This is a genomic window from Nonomuraea harbinensis (assembly GCF_019396385.1).
Lineage (GTDB): Bacteria > Actinomycetota > Actinomycetes > Streptosporangiales > Streptosporangiaceae > Nonomuraea > Nonomuraea ferruginea.
Genome location: NZ_JAHKRN010000021.1, coordinates 75,377 through 98,078, shown reverse-complemented (window position 1 = coordinate 98,078; position 22,702 = coordinate 75,377). Strand labels below are relative to the sequence as shown.

Annotated in this window: 27 protein-coding genes; 17 read left to right on the top strand and 10 right to left on the bottom strand. The window is 71.3% G+C overall.

Annotation, left to right across the window (positions count from 1 at the left end; genetic code table 11):
- Window positions 1-54: 54 nt before the first annotated feature.
- Window positions 55-747 (bottom strand): winged helix-turn-helix domain-containing protein, encoded by a 693-nt coding sequence (locus KME79_RS22495; RefSeq protein WP_148036687.1) that lies wholly within the window; start codon window positions 745-747, stop codon window positions 55-57.
- Window positions 744-1,922: a sensor histidine kinase gene (locus KME79_RS22490; protein ID WP_246640229.1), complete on the bottom strand. Its 1,179-nt coding sequence runs from the start codon at window positions 1,920-1,922 to the stop codon at window positions 744-746. The genes KME79_RS22495 and KME79_RS22490 overlap by 4 nt, the downstream gene beginning before the upstream one ends.
- Before the next feature lie 124 nt (window positions 1,923-2,046).
- Between KME79_RS22490 and phoU the strand changes: the two genes are divergently transcribed.
- On the top strand, window positions 2,047-2,691 hold the full coding sequence (phoU, locus tag KME79_RS22485) for a phosphate signaling complex protein PhoU (protein ID WP_148036686.1): 645 nt from the start codon (window positions 2,047-2,049) through the stop codon (window positions 2,689-2,691).
- Between the two features lie 189 nt (window positions 2,692-2,880).
- Here the strand turns inward: phoU and KME79_RS22480 are convergent, their stop codons facing one another.
- Window positions 2,881-4,329 carry a DUF1349 domain-containing protein gene (locus tag KME79_RS22480; protein WP_219546170.1) on the bottom strand — a complete coding sequence of 483 codons (1,449 nt, stop codon included), beginning with the start codon at window positions 4,327-4,329 and terminating at the stop codon, window positions 2,881-2,883.
- A 128-nt stretch (window positions 4,330-4,457) separates the two neighbouring features.
- Between KME79_RS22480 and KME79_RS22475 the strand changes: the two genes are divergently transcribed.
- The 5 genes from KME79_RS22475 to KME79_RS22455 all read left to right on the top strand — a co-directional run bounded on the left by KME79_RS22475 (window position 4,458) and on the right by KME79_RS22455 (window position 8,343).
- Entirely contained in the window at window positions 4,458-5,120 is a 663-nt protein-coding gene (locus KME79_RS22475; protein WP_219546169.1) for a response regulator transcription factor, read from the top strand.
- Window positions 5,117-6,208, top strand: a complete 1,092-nt coding sequence (locus KME79_RS22470; protein WP_219546168.1) for a sensor histidine kinase — start codon at window positions 5,117-5,119, stop codon at window positions 6,206-6,208. Before KME79_RS22475 ends, KME79_RS22470 begins: the two co-directional genes overlap by 4 nt.
- Window positions 6,209-6,302: 94 nt before the next feature.
- On the top strand, window positions 6,303-7,241 hold the full coding sequence (locus tag KME79_RS22465) for a helix-turn-helix domain-containing protein (protein WP_219546167.1): 939 nt from the start codon (window positions 6,303-6,305) through the stop codon (window positions 7,239-7,241).
- Complete coding sequence (locus KME79_RS22460) at window positions 7,229-7,840, top strand: dihydrofolate reductase family protein (RefSeq protein WP_219546166.1); 612 nt, start codon at window positions 7,229-7,231, stop codon at window positions 7,838-7,840. The genes KME79_RS22465 and KME79_RS22460 overlap by 13 nt, the downstream gene beginning before the upstream one ends.
- Window positions 7,840-8,343, top strand: coding sequence for a pyridoxamine 5'-phosphate oxidase family protein (locus KME79_RS22455; RefSeq protein WP_219546165.1), 504 nt, complete (start codon window positions 7,840-7,842; stop codon window positions 8,341-8,343). Before KME79_RS22460 ends, KME79_RS22455 begins: the two co-directional genes overlap by 1 nt.
- A gap of 261 nt (window positions 8,344-8,604) precedes the next feature.
- Here the strand turns inward: KME79_RS22455 and KME79_RS22450 are convergent, their stop codons facing one another.
- Window positions 8,605-9,279, bottom strand: a complete 675-nt coding sequence (locus KME79_RS22450) for a TetR/AcrR family transcriptional regulator C-terminal domain-containing protein (RefSeq protein WP_219546164.1) — start codon at window positions 9,277-9,279, stop codon at window positions 8,605-8,607.
- Window positions 9,280-9,588: 309 nt separating this feature from the next.
- Between KME79_RS22450 and KME79_RS22445 the strand changes: the two genes are divergently transcribed.
- Complete coding sequence (locus tag KME79_RS22445; RefSeq protein ID WP_219546163.1) at window positions 9,589-10,209, top strand: DUF6326 family protein; 621 nt, start codon at window positions 9,589-9,591, stop codon at window positions 10,207-10,209.
- 190 nt (window positions 10,210-10,399) lie between these two features.
- Here KME79_RS22445 and KME79_RS22440 read toward each other — a convergent pair whose 3' ends face one another.
- Genes KME79_RS22440 through mshA form a run of 3 tightly spaced genes read right to left on the bottom strand, consistent with a single transcriptional unit; the run spans window position 10,400 to window position 12,939 of the window.
- Window positions 10,400-11,143 carry a phosphoglyceromutase gene (locus KME79_RS22440; protein WP_219546162.1) on the bottom strand — a complete coding sequence of 248 codons (744 nt, stop codon included), beginning with the start codon at window positions 11,141-11,143 and terminating at the stop codon, window positions 10,400-10,402.
- Between the two features lie 25 nt (window positions 11,144-11,168).
- Entirely contained in the window at window positions 11,169-11,651 is a 483-nt protein-coding gene (locus KME79_RS22435; protein ID WP_148036684.1) for a type III secretion system chaperone family protein, read from the bottom strand.
- A gap of 10 nt (window positions 11,652-11,661) precedes the next feature.
- A complete protein-coding gene (gene mshA / locus KME79_RS22430; RefSeq protein WP_417629144.1) occupies window positions 11,662-12,939 on the bottom strand; it encodes a D-inositol-3-phosphate glycosyltransferase in 1,278 nt (425 codons plus the stop codon).
- Between the two features lie 105 nt (window positions 12,940-13,044).
- Here mshA and KME79_RS22425 point away from each other — a divergent pair, with 105 nt between their 5' ends.
- Complete coding sequence (locus KME79_RS22425; protein WP_219546161.1) at window positions 13,045-13,788, top strand: SDR family NAD(P)-dependent oxidoreductase; 744 nt, start codon at window positions 13,045-13,047, stop codon at window positions 13,786-13,788.
- Window positions 13,781-14,584: a class I SAM-dependent methyltransferase gene (locus KME79_RS22420; RefSeq protein WP_148036682.1), complete on the top strand. Its 804-nt coding sequence runs from the start codon at window positions 13,781-13,783 to the stop codon at window positions 14,582-14,584. The genes KME79_RS22425 and KME79_RS22420 overlap by 8 nt, the downstream gene beginning before the upstream one ends.
- A 3-nt stretch (window positions 14,585-14,587) precedes the next feature.
- Here KME79_RS22420 and KME79_RS22415 read toward each other — a convergent pair whose 3' ends face one another.
- Window positions 14,588-15,109 (bottom strand): O-acetyl-ADP-ribose deacetylase, encoded by a 522-nt coding sequence (locus KME79_RS22415; RefSeq protein WP_219546160.1) that lies wholly within the window; start codon window positions 15,107-15,109, stop codon window positions 14,588-14,590.
- A 54-nt stretch (window positions 15,110-15,163) separates the two neighbouring features.
- Between KME79_RS22415 and KME79_RS22410 the strand changes: the two genes are divergently transcribed.
- The 7 genes from KME79_RS22410 to KME79_RS22380 all read left to right on the top strand — a co-directional run bounded on the left by KME79_RS22410 (window position 15,164) and on the right by KME79_RS22380 (window position 20,349).
- Complete coding sequence (locus KME79_RS22410; protein ID WP_148036680.1) at window positions 15,164-15,520, top strand: BlaI/MecI/CopY family transcriptional regulator; 357 nt, start codon at window positions 15,164-15,166, stop codon at window positions 15,518-15,520.
- The gene (locus KME79_RS22405) at window positions 15,517-16,422 is read left to right on the top strand and encodes a M56 family metallopeptidase (protein ID WP_219546159.1); all 906 of its coding nucleotides are present in this window, start codon (window positions 15,517-15,519) and stop codon (window positions 16,420-16,422) included. The genes KME79_RS22410 and KME79_RS22405 overlap by 4 nt, the downstream gene beginning before the upstream one ends.
- A 60-nt stretch (window positions 16,423-16,482) precedes the next feature.
- Entirely contained in the window at window positions 16,483-16,977 is a 495-nt protein-coding gene (locus KME79_RS22400) for a helix-turn-helix domain-containing protein (RefSeq protein ID WP_148036678.1), read from the top strand.
- Window positions 16,978-16,983: 6 nt separating this feature from the next.
- The gene (locus tag KME79_RS22395; protein WP_219546158.1) at window positions 16,984-17,445 is read left to right on the top strand and encodes a hypothetical protein; all 462 of its coding nucleotides are present in this window, start codon (window positions 16,984-16,986) and stop codon (window positions 17,443-17,445) included.
- A 133-nt stretch (window positions 17,446-17,578) separates the two neighbouring features.
- Complete coding sequence (locus tag KME79_RS22390) at window positions 17,579-17,947, top strand: DUF2516 family protein (protein WP_148036676.1); 369 nt, start codon at window positions 17,579-17,581, stop codon at window positions 17,945-17,947.
- Between the two features lie 8 nt (window positions 17,948-17,955).
- Complete coding sequence (locus tag KME79_RS22385) at window positions 17,956-18,690, top strand: alanyl-tRNA editing protein (protein ID WP_219546157.1); 735 nt, start codon at window positions 17,956-17,958, stop codon at window positions 18,688-18,690.
- A 48-nt stretch (window positions 18,691-18,738) separates the two neighbouring features.
- Window positions 18,739-20,349, top strand: a complete 1,611-nt coding sequence (locus KME79_RS22380; RefSeq protein ID WP_219546156.1) for a DUF2207 domain-containing protein — start codon at window positions 18,739-18,741, stop codon at window positions 20,347-20,349.
- A 2-nt stretch (window positions 20,350-20,351) separates the two neighbouring features.
- On the opposite strand, the gene KME79_RS22375 is transcribed toward KME79_RS22380, so the two are convergent.
- Complete coding sequence (locus KME79_RS22375) at window positions 20,352-21,272, bottom strand: asparaginase (protein WP_219546155.1); 921 nt, start codon at window positions 21,270-21,272, stop codon at window positions 20,352-20,354.
- Between the two features lie 60 nt (window positions 21,273-21,332).
- Here KME79_RS22375 and dtd point away from each other — a divergent pair, with 60 nt between their 5' ends.
- On the top strand, window positions 21,333-21,758 hold the full coding sequence (dtd, locus tag KME79_RS22370; protein ID WP_219546154.1) for a D-aminoacyl-tRNA deacylase: 426 nt from the start codon (window positions 21,333-21,335) through the stop codon (window positions 21,756-21,758).
- 3 nt (window positions 21,759-21,761) lie between these two features.
- On the opposite strand, the gene ygfZ is transcribed toward dtd, so the two are convergent.
- Window positions 21,762-22,700 (bottom strand): CAF17-like 4Fe-4S cluster assembly/insertion protein YgfZ, encoded by a 939-nt coding sequence (gene ygfZ, locus KME79_RS22365; protein WP_219546153.1) that lies wholly within the window; start codon window positions 22,698-22,700, stop codon window positions 21,762-21,764.
- Window positions 22,701-22,702 lie beyond the last annotated feature (2 nt).

Sequence of the window (22,702 nt, the reverse complement as noted above, 5' to 3'; positions counted from 1 at the left end):
ACGCCAGAACCCTTTCGTCCCGTACGCGCACTCGTACGGGACGAAGGGGTTCTGTCAGTCTTCGGCGGTGTCGAACTTGTAGCCGAGGCCGCGCACGGTCAGGATGCAGCGCGGGCTCGACGGGTCGGCCTCGATCTTCGCGCGCAGCCGCTTGACGTGCACGTCCAGGGTCTTGGTGTCACCGACGTAGTCGGCGCCCCACACGCGGTCGATGAGCTGGCCGCGGGTGAGCACCCGGCCGGCGTTGCGCAGCAGCACCTCCAGCAGCTCGAACTCCTTCAGCGGGAGCTGCACCGGCTCGCCGCGCACCGCCACCACGTGCCGGTCGACGTCCATGCGCACCGGGCCGACGGCGAGCACCGCGGTCTCCAGCTCCTCAGGGGCGTCGCCCTGCCGGCGCAGCACCGCGCGGATGCGCGCCACCAGCTCGCGCGAGGAGAACGGCTTGGTCACGTAGTCGTCGGCGCCCAGCTCCAGGCCCACGACCTTGTCGACCTCGCTGTCCTTAGCGGTCAGCATGATCACCGGGACCTTGGAGCGCTGCCGCAGCGAGCGGCAGACCTCGGTGCCCGGCAGGCCCGGCAGCATCAGGTCGAGCAGCACCAGGTCGGCGCCGTTGCGGTCGAAGGTGTCGAGGGCCTCGGGCCCGGTCGCCGCGACCGAGACCTCGAAACCCTCCTTGCGCAGCATGTAGGAAAGGGCGTCGGAGAAGGACTCCTCGTCTTCCACGACGAGTACACGGGTCACGGGGCGGCCTCCAGAGGGATTGCAGGTTGTGCCGGAATGGCCGTCCCGCCGAAGGCGGGCAGGCGCAAAGTGAAGGTCGAACCGGAGCCTTCTTTGCTCCAGACGGAGACCTCGCCCGCGTGCGAGGCGGCCACGTGCTTGACGATGGCCAGGCCGAGACCGGTGCCGCCGGTCGCGCGCGAACGGGCGGTGTCGACGCGGAAGAAGCGCTCGAAGATGCGTTCCTGCGCCTCCTCCGGGATGCCGATGCCCTGGTCGCTGATGCTGATCTCGACGCTCTCCCCGGCGGGGCGGGTGCTGACCACCACGCGGGTGTGCTCCGGGCTGTAGGCGATCGCGTTGTCGATGAGGTTGCGCAGCGCGGTCACCAGCAGCTCCTCGTCGCCCCAGATGCGCAGCCCGTCGGTGCCGCCGGTGACGAGCGTGATGTCCTTGGCGCCGGCGCGGGTGTTGCAGTGGTCGATGGCGACGCCGATGGCCTCGTCGATGGAGACCTGGGCGGGCGCCGGGATGGGCTCGGCACCCTGTATGCGGCTCAGCGTGATGATGTCCTGCACCAGGTAGGTGAGCCGGGCCGCCTCGTGCTGCATGCGGGCCGCGAACCGGGTGACGGCCTCGGGGTCGTCGGCGGCGTCCTGGATCGTCTCCGCCAGCAGACTCAGCGCGCCGACCGGGGTCTTGAGCTCGTGGCTGACGTTCGCCACGAAGTCGCGGCGCACCGCCTCGACCCTGCGCCGCTCGGTCTGGTCCTCCGCCAGCACCAGCACCTGGCCGAACGAGCCGAGAGGCGCCACGCGGACCGCGAAGCTCGTGGTCTCCTGGCCGAACTTGTTGCCCGCCACGTCGATCTCCGTCTCACGGATCTCGCCGTCGCGCCGTACCTGCCGCGCCAGCGCGAGCAGCTCGGCGACCATCAGCCGGTCACCCTTGACGAGCCCGAACGCGCGAGCGGCCGAACTGGCCCTCAGCACGCGGTCGTGCGCGTCGAGCACCACCGCCGACGAGGGCAGCACCGCGAGCACCGAGGCCACACCCTGCGGCAGCGCCGTCACCCCCGGATCGGAGACCTCGCTCTTCCTGCTGGGCGCCTCGATCTGGTTACGGTAGAACAACACAGCCAGAGCCCCCACGACGAAGCCGGCCAGGGCCGCGAAGCTCAAGGCCATCTCACTCATGTTCCCGATGGTAGGCGGCGCCCCCGCGCGCACAGACCCCTCACCAGGGAGATGAACCGCCCTTTCCCGGAAAGTTCACCTCCGAGTCGGAGTTCGTTCACAGACGTCGCCGTACGGTGACGTCATGCGTGACGCGTACCACGAAGAACTAGACGCCCTCACTGACAGGCTGGTCGAGATGACCAGGCTTGTCCGCTCCGCCATCTCGCGCGCCACCACCGCGCTGCTCGACGCGGACCTCCAGCTCGCCGAGCAGGTCATCTCCCGCGACGAGGAGGTGAACGCGCTCTACTCGGGCATCGAGGGGTCCATCTTCGACCTCATGGCCAGGCAGCAGCCGGTGGCCGTCGACCTGCGCCTCGTCATCACCGCGCTGCGCATGGGCGCCGACCTGGAACGCATGGGCGACCTCGCCGTCCACGTCGCCAAGGTGGCCCGCCTGCGCCACCCCGACTCCGCCATCCCCGCCGAGATCCGCTCCACCATCATCGAGATGGGACAGATCGCCGAGAACCTGGTCACCAAGGCCGGCGGCTGCATCGCCTCCCGCGACGTCGAGGTCGCCCTGGAGCTGGAGCAGGACGACGACGCGATGGACCGGCTGCACCGGCGGCTGTTCCGCACCATCCTCAGCAAGGACTGGAGCCACGGGGTGGAGCCGGCGATCGACATCACGCTGATCGGGCGGTACTACGAGCGGTACGCGGACCACGCGGTGAGCGTGGCGCGCGACGTCGTCTACCTGGTGACGGGGACGCGGCCGGAGTGATCGCCCGCCTTCCGAGCGGGCTTCCCGGCCACCGGGCTTCCGGACGGGCTTCCGGACCGGCTTCCGGACGGGCTTACCGGGCGCGGGCGAGGCGGGCGCGGGCGAGGCGGGCGTCCCGATCGGGCGACAGTCACGAGCTTTTCGGGAAACCCCTCGGGCCGGGCGCCGTGACGCGTGCCTGCGGCCCGCTCATCCCGCCGTAGCCGAGGTCCTCGGTCTCCTGCGGTGCGCGGCGGCCAGGGCGAGGGCGGCGTACCCGCCGGCCACGGCCAGCCCCGCCCAGGGCGGCAGGGGGTAGTAGCCCACGATCGGCGACCGGTCCACGTCCACGTGCGCGAAGGCGGGCACGCTCTGGGTGATCGCAAACCCGGCGGCGGGAGTGATCGTCAGCAGCCACGGCGCCAGCCCGGCGGTGGCCAGCAGGTAGGGCACGACGATCAGCGCGACGGCCGGCACGACGGCCACGACGGCCCGCTTGACCAGCGCGGCGAGGCCCGCGGTCAGCACGGCGGCGACCGCGGTGAACACCGCCCAGCCGACGACCACCCGGAGCCCGGTGGCCAGGGTGATCGGCTGGATGGGGTTCTGGTTGGCCCGCAGCAGGATCAGGCCGACGGGGATCACCACCCCCGAGGCCGCCAGTCCCGCCACGAAGGAGGCGCCGCCGACCACCACGCCCGTGGCCACCGGGGTGCGCCCGCCGCCGGCTGTGACGAACGCGGCGGCCGCCACGAGCACCGGGACCAGCCCCAGGACCCCGCCGGTCAGCAGGAGGTCGGCGCGCAGTCCTGCGCCTCCCGTGGCGGGGCCTATGTCGCCGCTCCCGGTCACGGCGAGCCTGCCGCCGGACTCGACGACGCCGCCCGGGTGGTGCGGGGTCTTGCCGCCGAGCGTCAGCTGGGCGCCGACGTCGTCACGCAGCCACGGGCCGTTCGCGCCCCGCAGTCCGATGTGGTCGAAGACGGCGGTGGCCTCGGCGAAGGCGCCCGCCATCTGCCACACCACGCTCGGCGAGGCGGCGAACAACCCGATCTCGACCGTCTCCGGCAAACCGGTCAGCTCGGCCGTGCCGACCTCGGTCCACGCCTTGCCGTCGACCGACTCGTACCCGGTGATGGTGTCGCCCGATCTGGTCAGCCGCAGCCAGCGCGGGCCGTCCACCGGGCCGCCCGCCACGTCGTGGACGAAGTTGTGCTGCATCCGGACGCCGTGGCCGCCGGTGACCATGACGGCCGCGTACGGGGTGCCCTGTTTGAGGCTCTGCCTGATCAGGAGCCCGGCCTTCGCCCACGGCACCGTGCCGCCCTTCACGTTCCGCACACCGGGCGTTTCATCCGGCATCCTCATCTGGCCGGTCATGTCCGACACCCTGGCGGTGATGCCGCCGTCGCCGGTGAGCGGCTGGTGCACGAAGTAGTGCTTGTCGTTCACCGCCGTGCCGTCGGGCCCCACCAGCGGCGCGGGGCAGGCGCCGTCGCCCTGCCAGGTGACGCAGCTGCTGCGCGCGCCGCCGGCGATCAGCAGTCCGATCGACACGGTGATCAGCGCGGAGGCCGCCATGGCGAGGGCCCAGCGGCGGGCGGAGCGGAACCTCGCCCACTCCGCGCGCAGGGCCTGAGGGAATCGGTGTGTGCTCATGCCGGTGGTTTCTACGCGGTGCGTGGTTCCGGGACGGTCGCGGCGGCCGCGACCCGGCTGGAACCCGGCATCTGGCATCGTCGAGGCATGGCACCTCGATCCGGCGGCGGGTTCGGCCGCGCGACACGATGAGGGTCCTCGTCGTCGAGGACTTCGAGATCCTCGCCCGGTCCATCGGGACCGGGCTGCGCCGCGAGGGCATGGCCGTGGACGTCGTCCTGGACGGCACCGCGGCCCTCGACCGTCTGGCGGCCACACGCTACGACGTGGTGATCCTGGACCGCGACCTGCCCGGCGTGCACGGTGACGAGATCTGCCGCGGCCTGGCCCAGGACCGCTCGGAGACCCGCGTGCTGATGCTCACGGCGTCCGGCACGATCGAGGACCGCGTCGACGGGCTCAGCCTCGGCGCCGACGACTACCTGCCCAAGCCGTTCGCGTTCGCCGAGCTGGTCGCCCGGGTCCGTGCCCTGGCCCGCCGCGCCGCGCCGCCGCTGCCGCCGACTCTGACATGCGGGGACATCACGCTCGATCCGGCCCGCCGGGTCGCGTTCCGGGCGGGTCGCCGCCTGGAGCTGAGCCCGAGGGAGTTCGGGCTGCTCGAATGCCTGCTCGCCGTGCCGGGCCTGGTCATCCCCGCTGAGGAGCTGCTCGAACGCGTGTGGGACGAGGCCGCCGACCCGTTCAGCAGCGCCGTCAAGCATGCCGTGCACCGGCTGCGGGCCAAGCTCGGCGACCCGCCCGTGATCGAGACCGTCCGCGAGGCCGGCTACCGTCTCCGGCCGTCATGACGACCCGGCGGTTCGCCAGGAGGTCCCTGCAGAAGCGGCTCGCCCTCGCCTACGCGGCCGGCATCTACGCCGCCGGGGCCTTCGTGCTCGTCTTCGTCGGCGTCCCGCTCGTCAGCATCGACGCGGCCACGCCCGACGGCGCCACCTCGGGGCCGGTCGCGGAGACCGGGATCAGCCTCCCCCAGTTCCTCGTCGGGTCCGCCGTCGCCCTGGTGCTCCTGGTGCCGGTCGCGCTGGCACTGGGCTGGTACGTGGCCGGACGGTTCCTGCAACCGCTGCGCGCCATCACCGGCACGGCCAAGAGCATCTCCGCCGGGGACCTGCACCGGCGCCTCGACCTCGGTGAGCCGACGGACGAGCTGACCGAGCTCGGCCACACCCTCGACGACCTGTTCGCCCGCCTGCAGGCCGCCTTCGACGCCCAGCGCCACTTCGTCGCCAACGCCTCGCACGAGCTGCGCACCCCTCTCGCGGGCCTGCGCACCCTTCTCGAGGTCGTCCTCGCCGACCCGGACGCCGACGCCGACACGCTGCGCTCGGCGTGCCGGGAGGCGCTCGCCCTGGGCGAACATCAGGAGCGGCTCGTCCAGACCCTGCTCGAACTGGCCGTCAGCGAGCGCGGCGCGGCCCGCTGGGACACCCTCGACCTCGCCCGCGTCGCGGAACGAGTGCTCGCGGCACGCCGCGACCAGGTCGCGGAGCGGGACGTCGACCTCGCCGAGCACCTCGCGCCCGCCGTGACGGCCGGGGACCTCGGACTGGTCGAGAGCCTGGTCGCCAACCTCGTCGACAACGCCGTCCGGCACAACCATCGAGGCGGGGACATCCGGATCACCACCGGGACCTCCGGCACGCAGGCGACGCTCACGGTCGCCAACAGCGGGCCGGTCATCCCCGGCGACCAGATCCCGCGCCTCTTCCAGCCCTTCCAGAGACTCGCGAAGGATCGCCACGGACGGCACGGCTACGGACTCGGCCTCGCCATCGTCCACGCCGTCGCCCACGCCCACGCCGACCTGACGGCCACGGCCCGCCCGGAAGGCGGCCTGGTGGTCACCGTGCGGTTCACGGCCTCTACGGCGGGCTGAGCGGGCCGCAGGCACGCATCACGGCGCCCGGCCCGAGGGGTTTTCCCAAAGCTTTTGATGTCGTGAACCTGGGGACGGCGGCCACACTGGATCCATGGACTACGTCGGACGGGTGCCTGATCCGCCGCTCGACCGGTTCGTCGACGACGTCTACTGCCTGACGGGCGTGCCGCGGCATCGCCTGATGAACGTGCCGCCGATGCCGTCGGCGCACCTGATGGTCAATCTGGGCGGACCCGTCCGCCTGTGGGACTCGGACCCTTCGGTGCCGCCCGCGACCGTCACCGGCGGGTGGTTGATGGGGGTCTGGACCAGGCGGTTCCTCATCGAGTACCCCGCGGCGGTGCGGGTCGTGGGCGTGCACTTCAAGCCGTGGGGGCTGTCCCCGTTCGTCGACGTGCCGCCGACCGCGCTGCGGAACCGGTGGGTGCCGGTGGACGCGGTCGACGCCGTCTGGCAGCGGTCCCTGGACCGGATGCGCGACCGGGCCGGCGCGCTCGCGTCGCCCGCCGAGACGCTGCGGATCGTGGAGGAGGAGCTGCGCTCGCGTCTCGCCGAGGCGCCGTCGCGCAGTCTCGACCTGGTCCGGCACGTGGGCGGGCAGCTGGCCGCCGCCTGGGGCGCGGTCCCGGTGGGCGCGCTGGCCGACACCGCCGCAGTGAGCGGCAACCATCTGGCCACGCTGTTCAAGTCCCATGTCGGGGTGACGCCGAAGCGGGTGGCGCGGATCTACCGTTTCGCGCGGCTGATCCTGTCCGTCGACGCCCCGCGTCCCGTCGACTGGCCCGCGCTCGCGCAGGCCGTGGGCTTCGCCGACCAGGCCCACTTCAGCAGGGAGTTCAAGGAGTTCACCGGCCACACCCCGACCGAGTATCTCGCCCTGCGGCGCCGCTTCCCCGCCGAACGTGACTTCCCGCCCGACAACGGCCCGATGCCCATTGATGGATTTTCTTCAAGCCCGGACGCCCCGGAGACCGACAGGATCGACGGCGAACACACCAGCGGATCCGAGGAGAACCTGTGGGCAAAGTGATCATGCACAACGTGATGTCGGTGGACGGCTTCATCGCCGACGAGAACGACGGCGTCGGGCCGCTGCACGACTGGTACTACAACGGCGACACCCCGCTCGCCGAGCAGGACGAGCAGGGGTTCGACCACTCCGAGGGCGGCAACGGTTTCAAGGTCTCCCGGGCGTCGGCGGACTACGTCCGGAAGATGTGGCGGTCGATCGGCGTGATCGTGATTGGCCGCCGCCTGTTCGACCTGACGAACGGCTGGGAGGGCAGTCCGCCCACGGGCGACCACGTGGTGGTCGTGTCCCACCGCCCCAAGCCCGAGGGCTGGCATCCGGAGGCTTCGTACCATTTCGTGACCGACGTGACCGCCGCGATCGCCAAGGCCCAGGAGCTCGCCGGGGAGCGGACCATCAGCCTGAACGCCGGCGACGTCGGCGGCCAGATCCTGGCCGCCGGCCTCGTGGACGAGGTGGCGATCGACGTGGTGCCGGTGGTGTTCGGGTCGGGCCGGCGCTACTTCGGCGGCATCGGCGGCCAGCACCTCCTGGAACAGCCCCACCTGGTCGTCCAAGGCGACGGGGTCCTGCACCTGAAGTTCAAGGTGCGCCGCTGATGAGCCCGGATGACCTCGACGCGCACGCCCGCGCGCTCCTCGACGCCAACCTGTATATGACGCTCGGCACCGTGGACGCCGAGGGGCGGCCGTGGGTCTCGCCGGTGTACTTCGCGACGGCCGACTATCAGGCGTTCTACTGGGTGTCGTCCCCCGACGCCGCACACTCGCTCAACCTCGCACGGCGCCCTGAGGTGAGCATGGTCGTCTTCGACTCGGGGGTGCCGCCCTACCACGGCCGCGCCGTCTACCTCTCGGGCACGGCCGCCGAACTATCCGGGAGCGACCTCGACCACGGCGTCGGCGTCTACCCCGGCCCCGCGACCCGAGGCGGGAGCGCGATCACCGTGGACGACGTGACCGCGCCGGCGGCCTGGCGGCTGTATCGCGCCACCGTCACGGAGGCGTTCGTGCTCTGCCCGCGAGAACCCCGCCGGCCGTGCCCGCCGCACTCCATCAACGCCGACCACCGAACATCCATCGTTCCATGGCGGCGCGAGTAGTTGTTCTCTGTTTTTCTGTTCTTTCCGTGACGAGATATCTTTCCGCGGCTGCACGTCTTTGTGGTGACACGTTTGCGGTGACACGGCGCATGGCCGCCGTGGGCGATCGGCGGGCGGGCGCGTGCTGGGCGGGACCTGTCGTCTTGGTTCACAACCAGAAACCTTTGGGGAACCCCCTCGGGCTGGGCGCCGTCATGCGTGCCTGCGGCCCGCTCAGCCCGCCGTAGGGGGTGGCGATGCTGTTCCTGCGCAGGCGCGTGCTCACGCAGGCACTCTGAGGGGCTCGAGGGCGGCCAGGACGAGGTCGAGGCCGAAGGTGAACTCCTCCGCCGGGTCGTAGCCGGCAGCGGCGAGCACCGCGGCGGACTCGTTGAGGTAGGGGAACTCGTCAGGAGGAAGCTGGGGCAGGAAGACGTCCTCGGCCATGTCCGCGAGCTCGTCGGCGGTGTCGAACGGCAGGCTGGCTTCCTGCAGGGCGAAACCGTAGACATAGCTGTCGAGCAACCAGTTGGCGTGCGTAGTCATCACGACCGAGAAGCCGGCCCTTCGCAGGCAGGCGGTGACCGCTTCGCGGTGGCGGAGGTTCGCGGGCCCCGGCGATGTCCGCGACTCCATCAGGCCGATCGCCCACGGGTGGCGTGCGAGAACCTGTCGGGCGGATATCGCCCGACGTCGCATCGCTGACTGCCAGTCGGTCTCCGCAGGCGGGAGCTCGATCTCTTCGAACACGACGTCGATCATGGCGTCCAGCAACTCTTCCTTGCTCGCCACGTAGTAGTAGAGCGACATCGCGCCCGCGCCGAGCGAGCCGGCCAGCCGGCGCATGCTCAGCTCGCCGACCCCCTCGCGGTCGGCGAGCCGGACCGCCTCGTCCACCACCCGCTTCTTGCTCAGCCCCGCATCTGACGCGACCTGGCGTCGTTCCCTCGCAGACAACGGGTCTCCTCGCTCCTTCGAACGGCTTGACAAGCGTTCAACGTAGGGTCATGGTACAGCGTACGAGCTTAGTACGGTGTACGACGTACGGTGTACGAACTAGGTCGTAGCTCGGACGTGAGGAGGCTTCTGTGGGGATCGAACAGCGATCGAATGCCGGAGCACGCCTGGTGCCGGGGGCGAGTCCACCGAGGGCGACGACGACGCGGGCCGCCGCCCCAGCACCGCTACGGCCTGCCCTCAGTGCTCGCGTCGTCCGAGGTCCGGGCTACCGCTGCCCGGTCGAGGCGATGTGCCCGTCCAGGTGAGGTGCTGGTCACGGGCACGTCGTCGTCACCGTCTGACGACCGGACCGACGAGAACGACCCGACCCCGTGCGTGTGTACGTCCCAACCTGCCGCCACTCCGGCGGACGGACCGCTCCTCCCGAAAGAAGAACCGATGACCATCCAGACGAAAACTCCGACCCTGCTCGCCAACCCGCCGGTCCCCGTGCAGGTCAAGCTCGCCGCCGCATGGACCAGCATCATGTTCCTCTACATCTACGTCGATTACTTCCACCTTTACAAGCCTGGCACCGTCGACAACATCCTGGCCGGCGTCGTCTTCGAGTTCGACATCAGCGCGACCTTGTTGACCGTCATGCTCGCGTCCATGGCGATCCCGGCCCTGATGGTGATGCTCTCCGTGACGCTGCCCGCCCGGGTGAACCGCGCCACGAACCTCGTCGTCGCATCGCTCTACATCCCCTACTCGGCGTTCAACGCGGTAGGGGAGTCCTGGGAATGGGCCTCCTTCTACGGCCTCTCCATCGGAATCGAGGTGCTGCTCCTGGCCTTCATCGTGCGCTCCGCCTGGACATGGCCTCGAACCCCCGCCGACCCGGCCGGTCCCGCGACGACCGGCCTTCGACAGGATCTTCGACAGTAGGTATCCGGGTGAAGCCCCGCGGCATGAAGCCCGCCGCCGCGCTGAGGGCTTCCCTGGACATGAACGACCGTCGAGCACACGCCCTTCACCCCCTACGGCGGGCTGAGCGGGCCACGGGCACGCATCACGGCGCCCAGCCCGAGGGGGTTCCCAAAAAGATCTTCAGGTTTTTCCGGAAGCGGCGGTCCGGTCAACGCCCCTGGTTGGCGACGGCTTCGGCGGCTGCCTTGGCGGCCTCCGGGTCGAGGTACTCGCCGCCGCGCCGCAGCGGCCGGAAGTGCTCGTCCAGGTCGTAGCGGAGCGGGATGCCGGTGGGGATGTTGAGCCCGGCGATGTCGTCGTCGCTGATGTCGTCGAGGTGCTTGACCAGGGCGCGCAGCGAGTTGCCGTGCGCGGCCACGAGGACGGTCCGGCCCGCCGACAGGTCGGGCACGATCTCGTCGTACCAGTACGGCAGCATCCGGTCCACCACGTCCTTGAGGCATTCGGTACGCGGCATCAGCTCGGGCGGGAGGAGGGCGTAGCGGCGGTCGCCCACCTGGGAGAACTCGTCGTCGTCGGCGATGGGTGGCGGGGGCGTGTCGTAGGAGCGCCGCCAGAGCATGAACTGCTCCTCGCCGAACTGCTCGCGGGTCTGGGCCTTGTTCTTGCCCTGGAGGGCGCCGTAGTGGCGCTCGTTGAGCCGCCAGGAGCGCTTGACCGGGAGCCAGAGGAGGTCGGCCTCGCCGAGGGCGAACTGGGCCGTCTGGATGGCCCGGTTGAGCAGGCTCGTGTGGACGACGTCGGGGTAGAGGCCGGCGTCGGTGAGGAGCTTGCCGCCCCGGCGGGCCTCGTCCTCGCCCTTCGCCGACAGGCTCACGTCCACCCAGCCGGTGAACAGGCCCTTCGCGTTCCAGTCGCTCTCGCCATGCCGTAGCAGCACCAAAGTCGCCATGCGCCCCATCCTAGGGCGGCCTGGTTCAGGAGCGCTCCGGGTCCGCGAAGCGGGCGAAAGCCTGCAGGTTGGCGAGCGATTCGCCGCGTTTCTTGCGCCATTCCCACTCGCGCCTGATGGAGGAGGCGAAGCCGATCTCCAGGGCGCGGTCGAACGACTCGTCGGAGTAGGTGAGCACGCAGCCGAGGATGCGGTCGATCTCCTCCTCGGTGACGGCGGTGAGGGGCATGCGGCCGACCAGGTAGACGTCGCCGACGGGGTCGACGGAGAAGTGGACGCCGTACATGGAGCCGTTCCTGGCGAGCAGCCATTTGTAGAACTCGGCGTGGTTCTCGTCGGGCTGGCGGCAGAAGAACGCCTCGATGTGCAGGACCCGTTCGCCGACGATCAGCCAGGTCATGGTGGCGAGTTTGTGCCGGCCCGGCAGCTTGGCGAGGAACGCTCCCGGCCGCGGCTCGTCGTGTTCGACGTCCGCGGCCTTGAGCGCGGCTTCGATGAGGTCGCGCATGCGCTACAGCCTACGAGTTCACCGCCACCGGCTGCCGGTGCAGGTGGGCGACGGCTTGCGCGTACACGTCCATGAGGCGTGCGGAGGTGGCCTGCCAGCCGAAGGCGGCGGCGTGCTCGCGCGCCCCCGCGGAGAGGGCGGCGAGGCGGGCCGGGTCGGTGAGGAGGCCGCCGATGGCCTGCGCCCAGTCGTGCGGGTCGTGCCCGTCGACGAGGAGCCCGGAGACGCCGTCGCGGACGGCGGTGCGCAGCCCGCCGACGGCGGCGGCGACCACGGGGGTGCCGCAGGCCTGGGACTCCAGGGCGACGAGGCCGAAGGACTCGCTGTGGGAGGGGACGACGGTGAGGTCGGAGGCGCGGTACCAGTCGGCGAGCTCGTGCTGCGGCGCCGGCGGCACGAGCCGGACGGTGTCGGCGAGGCCGAGTTCGGTGGCGAGTTCGGTGAGGATGGACGGCCTGGCCAGGCCGTTGCCGGAGGGTCCGCCGACGCAGGCGACGACGAGGCGGCCGCGCAGTGACGGGTCGTCGATGAGCATGCGGGAGGCGGCGCGCAGCAGCACGTCGGGGGCCTTGAGCGGCTGGATGCGGCCGACGAACAGCAGGACGCGCGCGCCCTGCGGCAGGCCGAGCCGCTGCCGGGCGGCGCCCTGTGAGGCGGGCTGGAAGACGGTCAGGTTGACGCCGGGGTTGACGACGGCGACGCGCTGTTCGGCGGCCCCGTACAGGTCGATGAGTTCGTGCGCCTCGTCGGCGGTGTTGGCCACGAGGCGGTCGGCGATCTGCACGACCTGTTCCTCGCCGACGACGCGGGCCTGCGGCTCGGGCCGGTCGCCCTCGGCGAGGAGCCGGTTCTTGACCTTGGCCATGGTGTGCATGGTGTGCACGAGCGGGACGCCCCAGCGTTCCTTGGCGAGCCAGCCGACCTGGCCGGACAGCCAGTAGTGGGAGTGGATCACGTCGTAGTGGCCGGGCTCGTACATGGCCTCGATGCGCAGCACCTCGGACAGGAACGCGCACATCTGGCCGGGCAGGTCGGCCCGGTCCATCTCCTCGTACGGTCCGGCGGTCAGGTGACGGACCAGGACACCGGGCGCCAGTTCGGCGACCGGTGGCAGGTCGCGGGCCGTGGCGCGGGTGAAGATGTCCACCTCCACGCCCGATTGAGCCAGCCGTTTGGCGGATTCGACGATGTACACGTTCATGCCGCCGGCGTCGCCCGTACCGGGCTGGTCGAGCGGTGACGTGTGCATGCTGATCGTCGCGACCCGGTTGACCCGTCGTCGCCTCACCCGACATCACCTCCAAGTGACTTACAACTGTCCAGATTTTTTCGACATTCCCGACAAGGCGTCACAGTGGGGGTCCCCGAACGGCGGCCTGGCAGGATGTGGCGCATGAAGAGAACGGCTGTGGTGACCGGCGCGAGCAGTGGCATCGGCGAGGCGACAGCGCGGCGGCTGGCCGCCGAGGGCTACCACGTGGTGGCCGGAGCCAGGCGGCGCGACCGGCTGGAGAAGCTGGCGGCCGAGGTGCCCGGCGTCACTCCGGTGACGCTCGACGTTACCTCCCAGGAGTCGGTGGACGAGCTGGCGGCCTCGCTGGATCGCTGCGACGTGCTGGTCAACAACGCCGGCGGCGCGCTCGGGCTGGAGCCGGTGTCCGAAGGCCGGGTGGACGACTGGCAGCGGATGTACGACACCAACGTGCTCGGCTCGCTGCGCGTCACCCAGGCGCTGCTGCCGAAGCTGATCGGCTCGGGCGACGGCGTGCTGGTGATGCTGACCTCGACGGCGGGGCTGGTCTCGTACGAGGGAGGCGGCGGCTACTGCGCGGCCAAGCACGCGCAGACGTCCATGACCGAGACACTCAGGCTGGAGCTGGTCGGGCAGCCGGTGCGGATCGTGGAGATCGCGCCCGGCATGGTGCGCTCTGAGGGGTTCGCGCTGACCCGGTTCCGCGGCGACGCCGAGCGGGCGGACAAGGTGTACGAGGGCGTGCCCGACCCGCTCAGCTCCGACGACGTCGCCGACGCGATCGCCTGGTGCGTGACGCGGCCCGCGCACGTCAACGTCGACCGCCTGGTCATCCGCCCCCGCGCCCAGGCCGCCCAGCACAAGGTGCACCGCGTCAGTGGCTAGACCGGTCGGCTCGATCACCCGGGGCACGACCGGCCACAACCGGCTGCGGCGCGCCGACCGGTGGATCGCCGCCGTCCACGGCCGGCTGCTGCGCGCCACCGCCAGGCCGCTCGTGGTGGACCTGGGGTACGGGGCCTCGCACGTGACGACGCTGGAGCTGTTCACCCGGCTGCGGCGGGTGGCGCCGGACGTCGAGGTGGTGGGGATCGAGATCGACCCGGCCCGGGTGGCGGCGGCCAAGCCGTACGAGCGGGAAGGGCTGAGCTTCGCGCTCGGCGGCTTCGAGCTGCCCGTCGCCCGGCCGCCGGTGCTGGTGCGGGCCTTCAACGTGCTGCGCCAGTACGGGGAGGCGGAGGCCTGGCGCTACTGGCGGGCGCTGCTGGAGAGGCTGGCCCCCGGCGGCGTGCTGGTCGAGGGCACCTGCTCGGAGGTGGGGCACCGGGCGGTGTGGGTGGGACTGGACGCGTCGGGCCCGCGGACGCTGACGTTCTCGGCCCGGTTCGACGCGTTCGAGCGGCCTTCGGACCTGGCCGACCGGCTGCCGAAGACGCTCATCCACCGCAACGTGCCCGGGGAGCGGATCCACGCGTTCCTGCGCGACTGGGACCACGCGTGGGCGGTCAGCGCCCCGTACAGCTCGCACGGCGCGCGCCAGCGCTGGATCGCCGCGGCGCGGACCCTCGCGGCCACCTGGCCGATCCCCTGTCACCCGCCGCTCGGCGGCCGCGCCCGCTGGCGCCTCGGCGAGCTCACCGTGCCCTGGCCGGCGGTGGCGCCGGACGTCCGGGACGCGTGACGGTCACAGCGCCGCTTCGAAGGTGGCGTACGCGGTCGCCTCGAACAGCACGAACCGCACCTCCGCCACCGACGCCACCGACACCGCCGACGCCAGCGAGGTGCGCACGGCGTCGATCGCGACGCGGGCGCCGTCGGCGAGCGGCCAGCCGAAGATGCCGGTGCCGATCGCCGGGAACGCCACCGACTCGGCGCCCAGCGACCCGGCCACCCGCAGCGACTCCCGGTAGCACGAGGCCAGCAGCTCGGAACGGTCCTCGAACGGCGAGTGCACGGGCCCGACCGTGTGGATCACCCAGCGCGCGGGCAGCCGCCCGGCGGTGGTGGCGACCGCTTCGCCGGTCGGCAGGCCGCGCCCGTACTGGGAGGCGCGCAGCCTCCGGCACTCCTCGATGATCTCGGGCCCGCCGTTCCGGTGGATCGCCCCGTCCACCCCGCCGCCGCCCATGAGAGAGGAGTTGGCCGCGTTCACGATCGCGTCCACTTCCTGTTTGGTGATATCTCCCTGTACCAGCGTGATATCCATCTCACCAGGATCCCGGATGGCTGCTCGACGCCGTGTAGTACTACGCTGGAGCGTGTGAAGGGTCTTGGCGAGCTTGAACGCAGCATCATGGATATTTTGTGGGTGGAGAGCATCCCGCTGACCGCCCGCGAGGTCGGCCGTCTCATCGCCGACCGTGACCTGGCGCCGACCACGGTCATGACCGTTCTCGACCGCCTCACCCGCAAAGGCTTCCTCCGGCGCACCCGTGACGGGCGTGCCTGGCGCTACGAACCCGCGGAAAGCCGCGACAGCTACATCGCCGAGCTTATGCTTGGAGCTCTCGACATGACGGGCGACCGTTCCGCCGCCCTGACCCGTTTCGCCCAGGCCGTCTCCGGAGACGAGGCGGAGATCCTGCGCAGAGCCCTTACGGAGCTGGAGGAAGAGTGATCACGGCAGCGGTGCTGGCCGCGCTCGCCACGGCGTGCGCGATCGGCTCCTGGCGTCTCACCACCGCTCGCTGGACCTACCGCGCGCCCCGGCTGGCCATCATCCTGTGGCAGTCGCTGGGCGTGGCGTGGGGGCTGGCCACCACCGGGGCCATGCTCGCCTTCGGGGTGCAGCCCTACGGCATAGGCGTGCTGCCCGGCCTGGTCGCGTTCGTCCAGGGCGAGGCGCCCGGCACGGCGTGGGACCCGCTGCACGTGCTCGCCATGATCGCCGGCCTCACCTCGCTGACCGTGCTGGTCGTGGTGCTGATCTCGGCGGGGGTGCACGCGCTGCGCGCCCGCAGGCGCCACCGCACGCTGCTCGCGCTGATCTCCCGCGACGACCCCGGCGTGCCGGGCGTGCGGGTGCTCGACCACCCCGGCGCGGCGGCGTACTGCGTGCCGGGGTTGCGCTCCCAGGTGGTGGTGAGCGAGGGCGCGCTGCGGCTGTGGTCGCGCGACGAGCTCGCCGCCGTGCTGGCGCACGAGGCGGCCCACGTACGCGAGCGCCACGATCTGGTGCTGTTGCCGTTCGCCGCGCTGCGCAGGGCGTTGCCCTGGTCGAAGGTGGTGTGCGAGGCGCAGGAGCAGGTGGAGCTGCTCATCGAGATGGCGGCCGACGACCGGGCCCGCCGTTACTGCTCGCCGCGCCGGCTGGCCACGGCCCTGCTGCGGTTCGGCACCGCGGGCGCCATGCCGGCCCCCAGCGGGATGCTGGGCCTGCACGCCAGCAACGTCATGGCCAGGGTCGACCGCCTGATCAAGCCCGCTCCCGAGCTGCCGCGCAGGGCCCGGGCGGGCATCGTCGCGCTGTCCGTGACGTTGGTCACATCGACCCCGTTCCTGTGGATTATCCAGCTCTAGCGCTTGCAGGTGTTAACCAGTTCGTTTGCAACTGCAAGCAACGGGCGGCATAATCGAGGTATGGCACTTCCCAAAGTCGGCTCGATCGGCGAATACATCCGCGAGCAGCGGCAGCAGGCGAAGATCTCGCTGCGCCAGCTGGCTGCCGCGGCGGGGGTGTCCAATCCCTACCTGAGCCAGATCGAGCGCGGCCTCCGCAAGCCGAGTGCGGAGATCCTCAACCAGATCGCCAAGGGCCTGCGCATCTCGTCGCAGGTGCTCTATGTGCAGGCCGGTCTCATCGAGGATCACGAACCTCCCAGCGACGTCATCACGGCGATCCGCGAAGATCCGCACATCACCGAGCGGCAGCGCCAGGTGCTGATCGACATCTACGAGTCGTTCCGGAAGGAAGGACCGGCCGGGGACGAGCAGACCTCCCAGAACGCCCACCCCCGGCCCGCCTCCGCACCGGACGACGAACAGCCGCTGCCGCCCGAACTCCTCGCCGCACTTGAGCCCTACGCGGCGGGCAACGGCAACGGCCCCGTCAACCAGGAAACGAAGGAAGGTTAACCCATCATGACGCTCGCCACCGAAGTGAAGAAACTCGCCGACACCAAGCCGTTCTACGCGGTCGCGGGGGCCGGCGACTACGCCGTGGAGAAGCTGCGCGAGCTGCCCGAGCGGCTGCAGAAGCTGCAGTCGCGCCGCGCGGAGCTGACCAGGGAGCTCCCCGAGAGGGCGCGCGCCTACGCCGGCAAGGCCGAGGACATCGCGAAGGATCTCCCGGAGAGGGCCCGCGAGTACGCCGGCAAGGCCGAGGGCATCGCCAAGGAGCTCCCGGAGAAGGCCCGTGAGTACGCCGACGAGTTCACCAACCGCGCCGTCAAGGTCTACGAGGAGTTCGCGGTCCGCGGCCGCAAGGTCGTCAGCAAGACCAGCGGCGAGGCCGCCCTTGAGCTGGAGGAGATGTCGGAGGCCGCCGAGCCGCCGGTCGCCCAGCCGGTCAAGAAGACCCGCACCACCAAGGCCAAGGCCTGACCCACCCGGCGAAGCCCGTCTCCTCGCGGAGGCGGGCTTCCGCGCGTTTCCGGCGCTCGAGCGGTGCCCGTGGAACACGGGCGGCCATTAGGCTGAAGCCCGACTCATCGCGGCATTGGGCGGGAGCCAACACATGCAATTCATCAACCTGGTCTTCAACCTCCTCTTCTCGGTGCTGTCCCTGATCGTTCTGGGCATGTCGGGATACGCGCTGGTGCATGCGCTCCGGGTGCCGGCCGACGCGTTCGTCTCGGCGGGCAAGCTGCAGAAGAACATCTGGCTGATCATCCTGATCCTGGCCACGCTGTTCTCGGCCGCCGGCGCCTACTCGTACGTGATCAACTTCCTGGTCATCGGAGGCCGTGCCTTCCTGGGCATCGGGCTGGGGCTGTTCTCCATCGCCGCGGTGATCGCCGCCGCCATCTACATCGTGGACGTCAAGCCCGCGGTGAAGGGCATGGGCGGGCGCGGCGGCAACAGCGGCCCCTACGGCCCCTGGTGACGCGCGGCATGACCACCGAGCTGCACGGGCGCACCGAGCGCCTCGAACTCTCCGACCAGAGCCTGCGCGACTTCGAGGCCGTGGTCCTCGACGCGACCCCCGAGGGCATCGTGGTCAACAGGTCGGCCTTCTACCCCGGCGGGGGCGGCCAGCCCGCCGACCACGGCGTGCTCATCTGGCAGGGCGTCGAGACCCGCGTCGTCGGCGTCCGCAAGGGCGACGACCTCCAGCTGATCCCCGCCGAGGGCGACCCGATCCCGCCGGTGGGCACGGTCGTGCGCGCCGCCGTGGCGGACGAGCGGCGCTCCGCGCTGATGCGCACCCACTCCGGCCTCCACGTGCTGTGCGGGGTGGTCTTCCGCGACTTCCGCTGCCCGGTCACCGGCGGCAACATGGAGCCGCTGACCGCCCGGATGGACTTCAACCTGCCCGAGGTGCCGCCCGGCTTCAAGGAGGCCGTCGAGGACGCCTGCAACGCCGAGATCCTCGCCGACCGCCGCATCGACGTGCGGGTGCTGCCGCGTGACGAGGCGTTCGCGATCCCCGACATCATCCGCACCGCCACCAACCTGGTGCCGCCGGAGGTGCGCGACGTGCGGATCGTCGACATCGTCGGCCTCGACACCCAGGCCGACGGCGGCACCCACGTGGCCTCCACCAAGCAGATCGGCCGCATCAAGGTGACCAAGGTCGAGAGCAAGGGCCGCGGCTTCCGCCGGCTGCGCATCGCGATCTCCGACTGATCCAGACACCTACGGATGTGTCAGGCGGACCCGATACGATGACCGGCCATGACGGGTTTCAGGCTGACGCTGGCCGCACTGGTGACGACCGCTCTCGCGCTGATCGCCGCTCCCGCCATGGCGGCGAACGCCGGCATCACCGCCGACGTCACCATGACCCTGGGCAAAGGCGGCACCGTCCACGTCGTCGAGAAGCTCGAGGGCGGCTCTGGCGAGCTGAAGCGGACGTTCCTCACCCGCACGCGCCACGACGACGCCAACGACCGCCTCTACGAGATCTCCAACGTCAAAGGCGGCACCTACGCCGACGGCGTCCTGACGGTCACCTCGCCCGCGACCGTCGAGTACGACGTGAAGGGCGCGGTCGCCCCCGCCGGTGACGCCGAGGAGCTGCGCTGGTTCGCGGTGAGCGGCTGGGACACCGCCGTCGACAAGGCCACGGTCAAGGTCACCGGCCCCGGCCTGGTGCAGAACCTCTCGTGCTTCGCCGGCGAGCTCACCTCCGCCATCGGCTGCACCTCCGCGGCGATGGACCACACCGGCACCCAGGCCGACTTCGAGCAGGAGGGCCTCGCGCCCGGTCAGGCCCTCACCGTCGTGGTGGGCTTCCCCGAGGGCGCGAGCGGCGGGCAGCCGATCCTCGACAAGCGCTTCTCCCTGGCCGGCGCGTTCGCGCTCAACCCGGTGACCGGCGGCGCGCTGGCGGCCCTGCTGGTGCTGCTGCTCGGCGGCGTGGCACTGCTCTACTGGACGCGGGGCCGTGACGCCCGCGTCGTCAGCCACGAGACGGGCGCGGTCAACCCCGTGCGGAACGGCCACTTCTCCCCGCCCGACGGCGTCCGTCCGGGCCAGATCGGCACGCTGGTGGACGAGCAGGCCGACGTGGTCGACGTGACCGCGACCATCGTGGACCTCGCCGTACGCGGCTATCTGCGGATCGACGAGCAGCCCCGGCAGGCCTACGACGCCCCCGACTGGCTGCTGGTGCGGCTGCCGCACGCGCCGTCCCACACGCTGCTGCCGTACGAGCAGGCGCTCTACGACGCCATCTTCGAGGGGCGTGAGGCGGTGCTGCTGTCGCAGCTGTCCGGCTCGTTCGCGGCCCACCTGGGCAAGGTCCGCGACGCCCTCTACACCGACGTGGTGCGGCAGGGCTGGTTCGCCCGCCGTCCCGACGCCGAGCGCACCCTCTGGACCACGGTCGGCGTCGTGCTCCTGGTCGCCGGCGTGGTGTCCACGGCCCTGCTCGCCTGGTTCACCTCCTACGGCCTGCTGGGGCTGGCCGTCATCATCGCGGGTGGCGCGCTGGCCGTCGGCGGCCAGTACATGCCGGCCAAGACCGCCAAGGGGGCGGCGGCGCTCGCGCACACGCTCGGCTTCCGCGACTTCCTCTTCTCCGGCGACGTGGGCAACGTCGCGGAGAAGGACCGGGTCGAGCTGTTCTCCCGCTATCTCCCGTACGCCGTGATCTTCGACGGGGTGGAGCACTGGTCGCGGCTGGTGGCGTCGGTGACCGGCAACGGACACCAGGCCGACAACCTCTACTGGTACCACGGCCCGGCGGAGTGGGACCTGTCGAAGTTCGCCGGCTCGATGCGCACGTTCACCACGACCACGTCGGGCGCGATCTCGGCGAGCCGTCAGTTCCGCACGCTCTGAGGTCAGCGGTGGGTGGTGCGCACGCGCAGCTCGCCCACCGGCTCGCCGCCGCCCATCACGCGGTGGACGGCGAGCCCGTCGAGCGCCGGCGAGGTCAGGCCGAGCGAGCGCAGCGCCGCCACGGTGAGCGGGGTGCGGGCCCGGCCCGAGCCGTCCTCGATCTTGATGACGCCGGTCCTGCCGTCCTCGAACACGAACGCCTGGAAGCCCTCCGCGCCCGCCTTCACCAGCAGGCCGGGCAGCGCCCGCATGAGCGCGGCCTCCGGCCGATGGGTGCCTGACGTCCACTCGGGATGGGCGCGCATCGCGTCGAACACGGCCCGCTCCCTGCTGTCGTCGGCGGCCAGCGCGAGCGACCGGAACGCCTTGGCCACGCCCAGCATCGAGACGAAGAACAGCGGCGCCCCGCACCCGTCGACGCCCGAGGCGGTGATCCGCTCGCCGGTCAGCTCCTCCACGGTGGTCCGGATCGCCCGCTGCAGCGGGTGGGTGACCGCCAGGTAGGAGGCGGTGGGCCAGCCGTTGGCGACGCACGCGGCGAGCATGGCGGCGTGCTTGCCCGAGCAGTTCATGTAGAGGCGGCCGCGCTCGGTCACCGCCCGGTCCTCCGGGTAGTCCTCGGGACAGAGCAACGCCGACTCGTCGAGCCCCGCCCCGGCCAGGATCTTCGTGACGCCTTCGACGTGGAAGGGCTCGCCCGCGTGGGAGGCGCAGGCCAGCGCCAGCAGCTCGCCGCTCAGGTTGAGGCCGTTGTGGAGCATGGCCAGCGCCTGCAGCGGCTTCATGGTCGAGCGGGGCGAGGCCGGCACGTGCACCGCCCCGTGCGCCTCGGCGGGGCTGCCCACGGTGTCGAGGGCCAGCATGCGCACCTCGTGCCTGGACTCCACGAACCCGGACCGGACGACCTCCACGACCAGCGACATCACGCACCCCTTTCGTCACGAGTCTACGGAGGTCTCACGGCTGGGCCAGAATGGGATCCCATGCGAGCAGTCGTTCAGCGGGTGAGCTCCGCCTCGGTGGCCGTCGACGGGCAGACGGTCGGCGCGATCGACGAGCCCGGCCTCCTCGTCCTGGTGGGTGTGACCCACACCGACACGCGGGCCCAGGCGGCCAAGCTGGCCGCCAAGCTGTGGGGCCTGCGCGTCCTGCACGGCGAGAAGTCGTGCTCCGACGTGGCCGCGCCGCTCCTGGTGATCAGCCAGTTCACCCTGTACGGCGACGCCCGCAAGGGCAGGCGCCCCACCTGGCAGGCCGCCGCGCCGGGACCCGTCGCCGAGCCGCTGGTCGATGCGGTGGTCGAGGAGCTGCGCGGGCTGGGCGCGCACGTGGAGACGGGCAGCTTCGGCGCCGACATGAAGGTGTCGCTCGTCAACGACGGCCCGATCACGCTGATCGTGGACGTCTAACCGCTATCTGATGCGCCGCCGCAGCCCCGGGTCGATGCTCACGTTGCGGCCCGCGTCGGGCGGCACCACGACCTCCTGGGCGGCCGCCACGCCGCCCGCCAGAAGCTGGGCGTCGACCGGGACCGTCCGCTTGATCACCGCCAGCGCGATGGGCCCGAGCTCGTGGTGGCGGGCCGCCGAGCCGACGGTGCCGACCTCCTGGCTCTCGAAGATCACCGGCGCGCCGTGCGCGGGCAGCGTGTCGACGCTGCCGTCGAGGTGCAGGAAGACCAGCCGCCGCGGCGGGTGGCCCAGGTTGTGGACGCGGGCGACCGTCTCCTGGCCGCGGTAGCAGCCCTTGGTGAGGTGGACCGCCGGGCCGATCCAGCCCACTTCGTGGGGGATCGTCTTGTGGTCGGTGTCGAACCCCAGCCGCGGCCGGTGCGCCTCGATCCGCAGCGCCTCGTACGCCCACAGGCCCGCGAGCGGCTTGCCCAGGTGGTCGCCCAGCTCGGCGCGCGGCACGTAGGAGTCGCCGGCGGCGGTGGACAACACCGCGAGGTCGTCGGCCCGCGTCACCTCGACCCTGAGCATGAACCGCATCCGGTCGAGGTAGCCGATCAGGGCGTCGGCGGTGCCGGGCTCGACGTGGGCCAGCACGGACTCACCGTCGTCGACCAGGGTCAGGTGGTGTTCGACGCGGCCTTGGGGGTCGAGCACGAGCGTCTGCGTCCACTCGCCCGGCCGGAGGGTGTCGAGTTTCTGCGAGGTGAGGTCGTTGAGCCAGGTCAGCCGGTCGGCCCCGGAGACGCGCACCACCTCGCGGTTGCTCCGGTCGACGACCGCCTCGCCTTTGACCAGCGCGCGCTGCTCGGCGAACAGGTCGCCGTAGTGTGCCGCGACGTCGGCGTCGGGGGCGTCGGCTGCGACGGCTCCCGGCAGATCCAGCAGTGGGCTACGCATAC

Bases quoted from the DNA above. Each gene is read 5' to 3' on its own strand.
- KME79_RS22455 (WP_219546165.1), top strand. From the start codon at position 7,840: ATGAGCCCGGATGACCTCGACGCGCACGCCCGCGCGCTCCTCGACGCC.
- phoU (WP_148036686.1), top strand. From the start codon at position 2,047: ATGCGTGACGCGTACCACGAAGAACTAGACGCCCTCACTGACAGGCTG.
- KME79_RS22480 (WP_219546170.1), bottom strand. From the start codon at position 4,329: ATGAGCACACACCGATTCCCTCAGGCCCTGCGCGCGGAGTGGGCGAGG.
- KME79_RS22395 (WP_219546158.1), top strand. From the start codon at position 16,984: ATGACGCTCGCCACCGAAGTGAAGAAACTCGCCGACACCAAGCCGTTC.
- KME79_RS22415 (WP_219546160.1), bottom strand. From the start codon at position 15,109: ATGGATATCACGCTGGTACAGGGAGATATCACCAAACAGGAAGTGGAC.
- KME79_RS22490 (WP_246640229.1), bottom strand. From the start codon at position 1,922: ATGAGTGAGATGGCCTTGAGCTTCGCGGCCCTGGCCGGCTTCGTCGTG.
- dtd (WP_219546154.1), top strand. From the start codon at position 21,333: ATGCGAGCAGTCGTTCAGCGGGTGAGCTCCGCCTCGGTGGCCGTCGAC.
- ygfZ (WP_219546153.1), bottom strand. From the start codon at position 22,700: ATGCGTAGCCCACTGCTGGATCTGCCGGGAGCCGTCGCAGCCGACGCC.
- KME79_RS22465 (WP_219546167.1), top strand. From the start codon at position 6,303: ATGGACTACGTCGGACGGGTGCCTGATCCGCCGCTCGACCGGTTCGTC.
- KME79_RS22390 (WP_148036676.1), top strand. From the start codon at position 17,579: ATGCAATTCATCAACCTGGTCTTCAACCTCCTCTTCTCGGTGCTGTCC.
- KME79_RS22440 (WP_219546162.1), bottom strand. From the start codon at position 11,143: ATGGCGACTTTGGTGCTGCTACGGCATGGCGAGAGCGACTGGAACGCG.
- KME79_RS22425 (WP_219546161.1), top strand. From the start codon at position 13,045: ATGAAGAGAACGGCTGTGGTGACCGGCGCGAGCAGTGGCATCGGCGAG.
- KME79_RS22385 (WP_219546157.1), top strand. From the start codon at position 17,956: ATGACCACCGAGCTGCACGGGCGCACCGAGCGCCTCGAACTCTCCGAC.
- KME79_RS22435 (WP_148036684.1), bottom strand. From the start codon at position 11,651: ATGCGCGACCTCATCGAAGCCGCGCTCAAGGCCGCGGACGTCGAACAC.
- KME79_RS22375 (WP_219546155.1), bottom strand. From the start codon at position 21,272: ATGTCGCTGGTCGTGGAGGTCGTCCGGTCCGGGTTCGTGGAGTCCAGG.
- KME79_RS22400 (WP_148036678.1), top strand. From the start codon at position 16,483: ATGGCACTTCCCAAAGTCGGCTCGATCGGCGAATACATCCGCGAGCAG.
- KME79_RS22475 (WP_219546169.1), top strand. From the start codon at position 4,458: ATGAGGGTCCTCGTCGTCGAGGACTTCGAGATCCTCGCCCGGTCCATC.
- KME79_RS22470 (WP_219546168.1), top strand. From the start codon at position 5,117: ATGACGACCCGGCGGTTCGCCAGGAGGTCCCTGCAGAAGCGGCTCGCC.
- KME79_RS22380 (WP_219546156.1), top strand. From the start codon at position 18,739: ATGACGGGTTTCAGGCTGACGCTGGCCGCACTGGTGACGACCGCTCTC.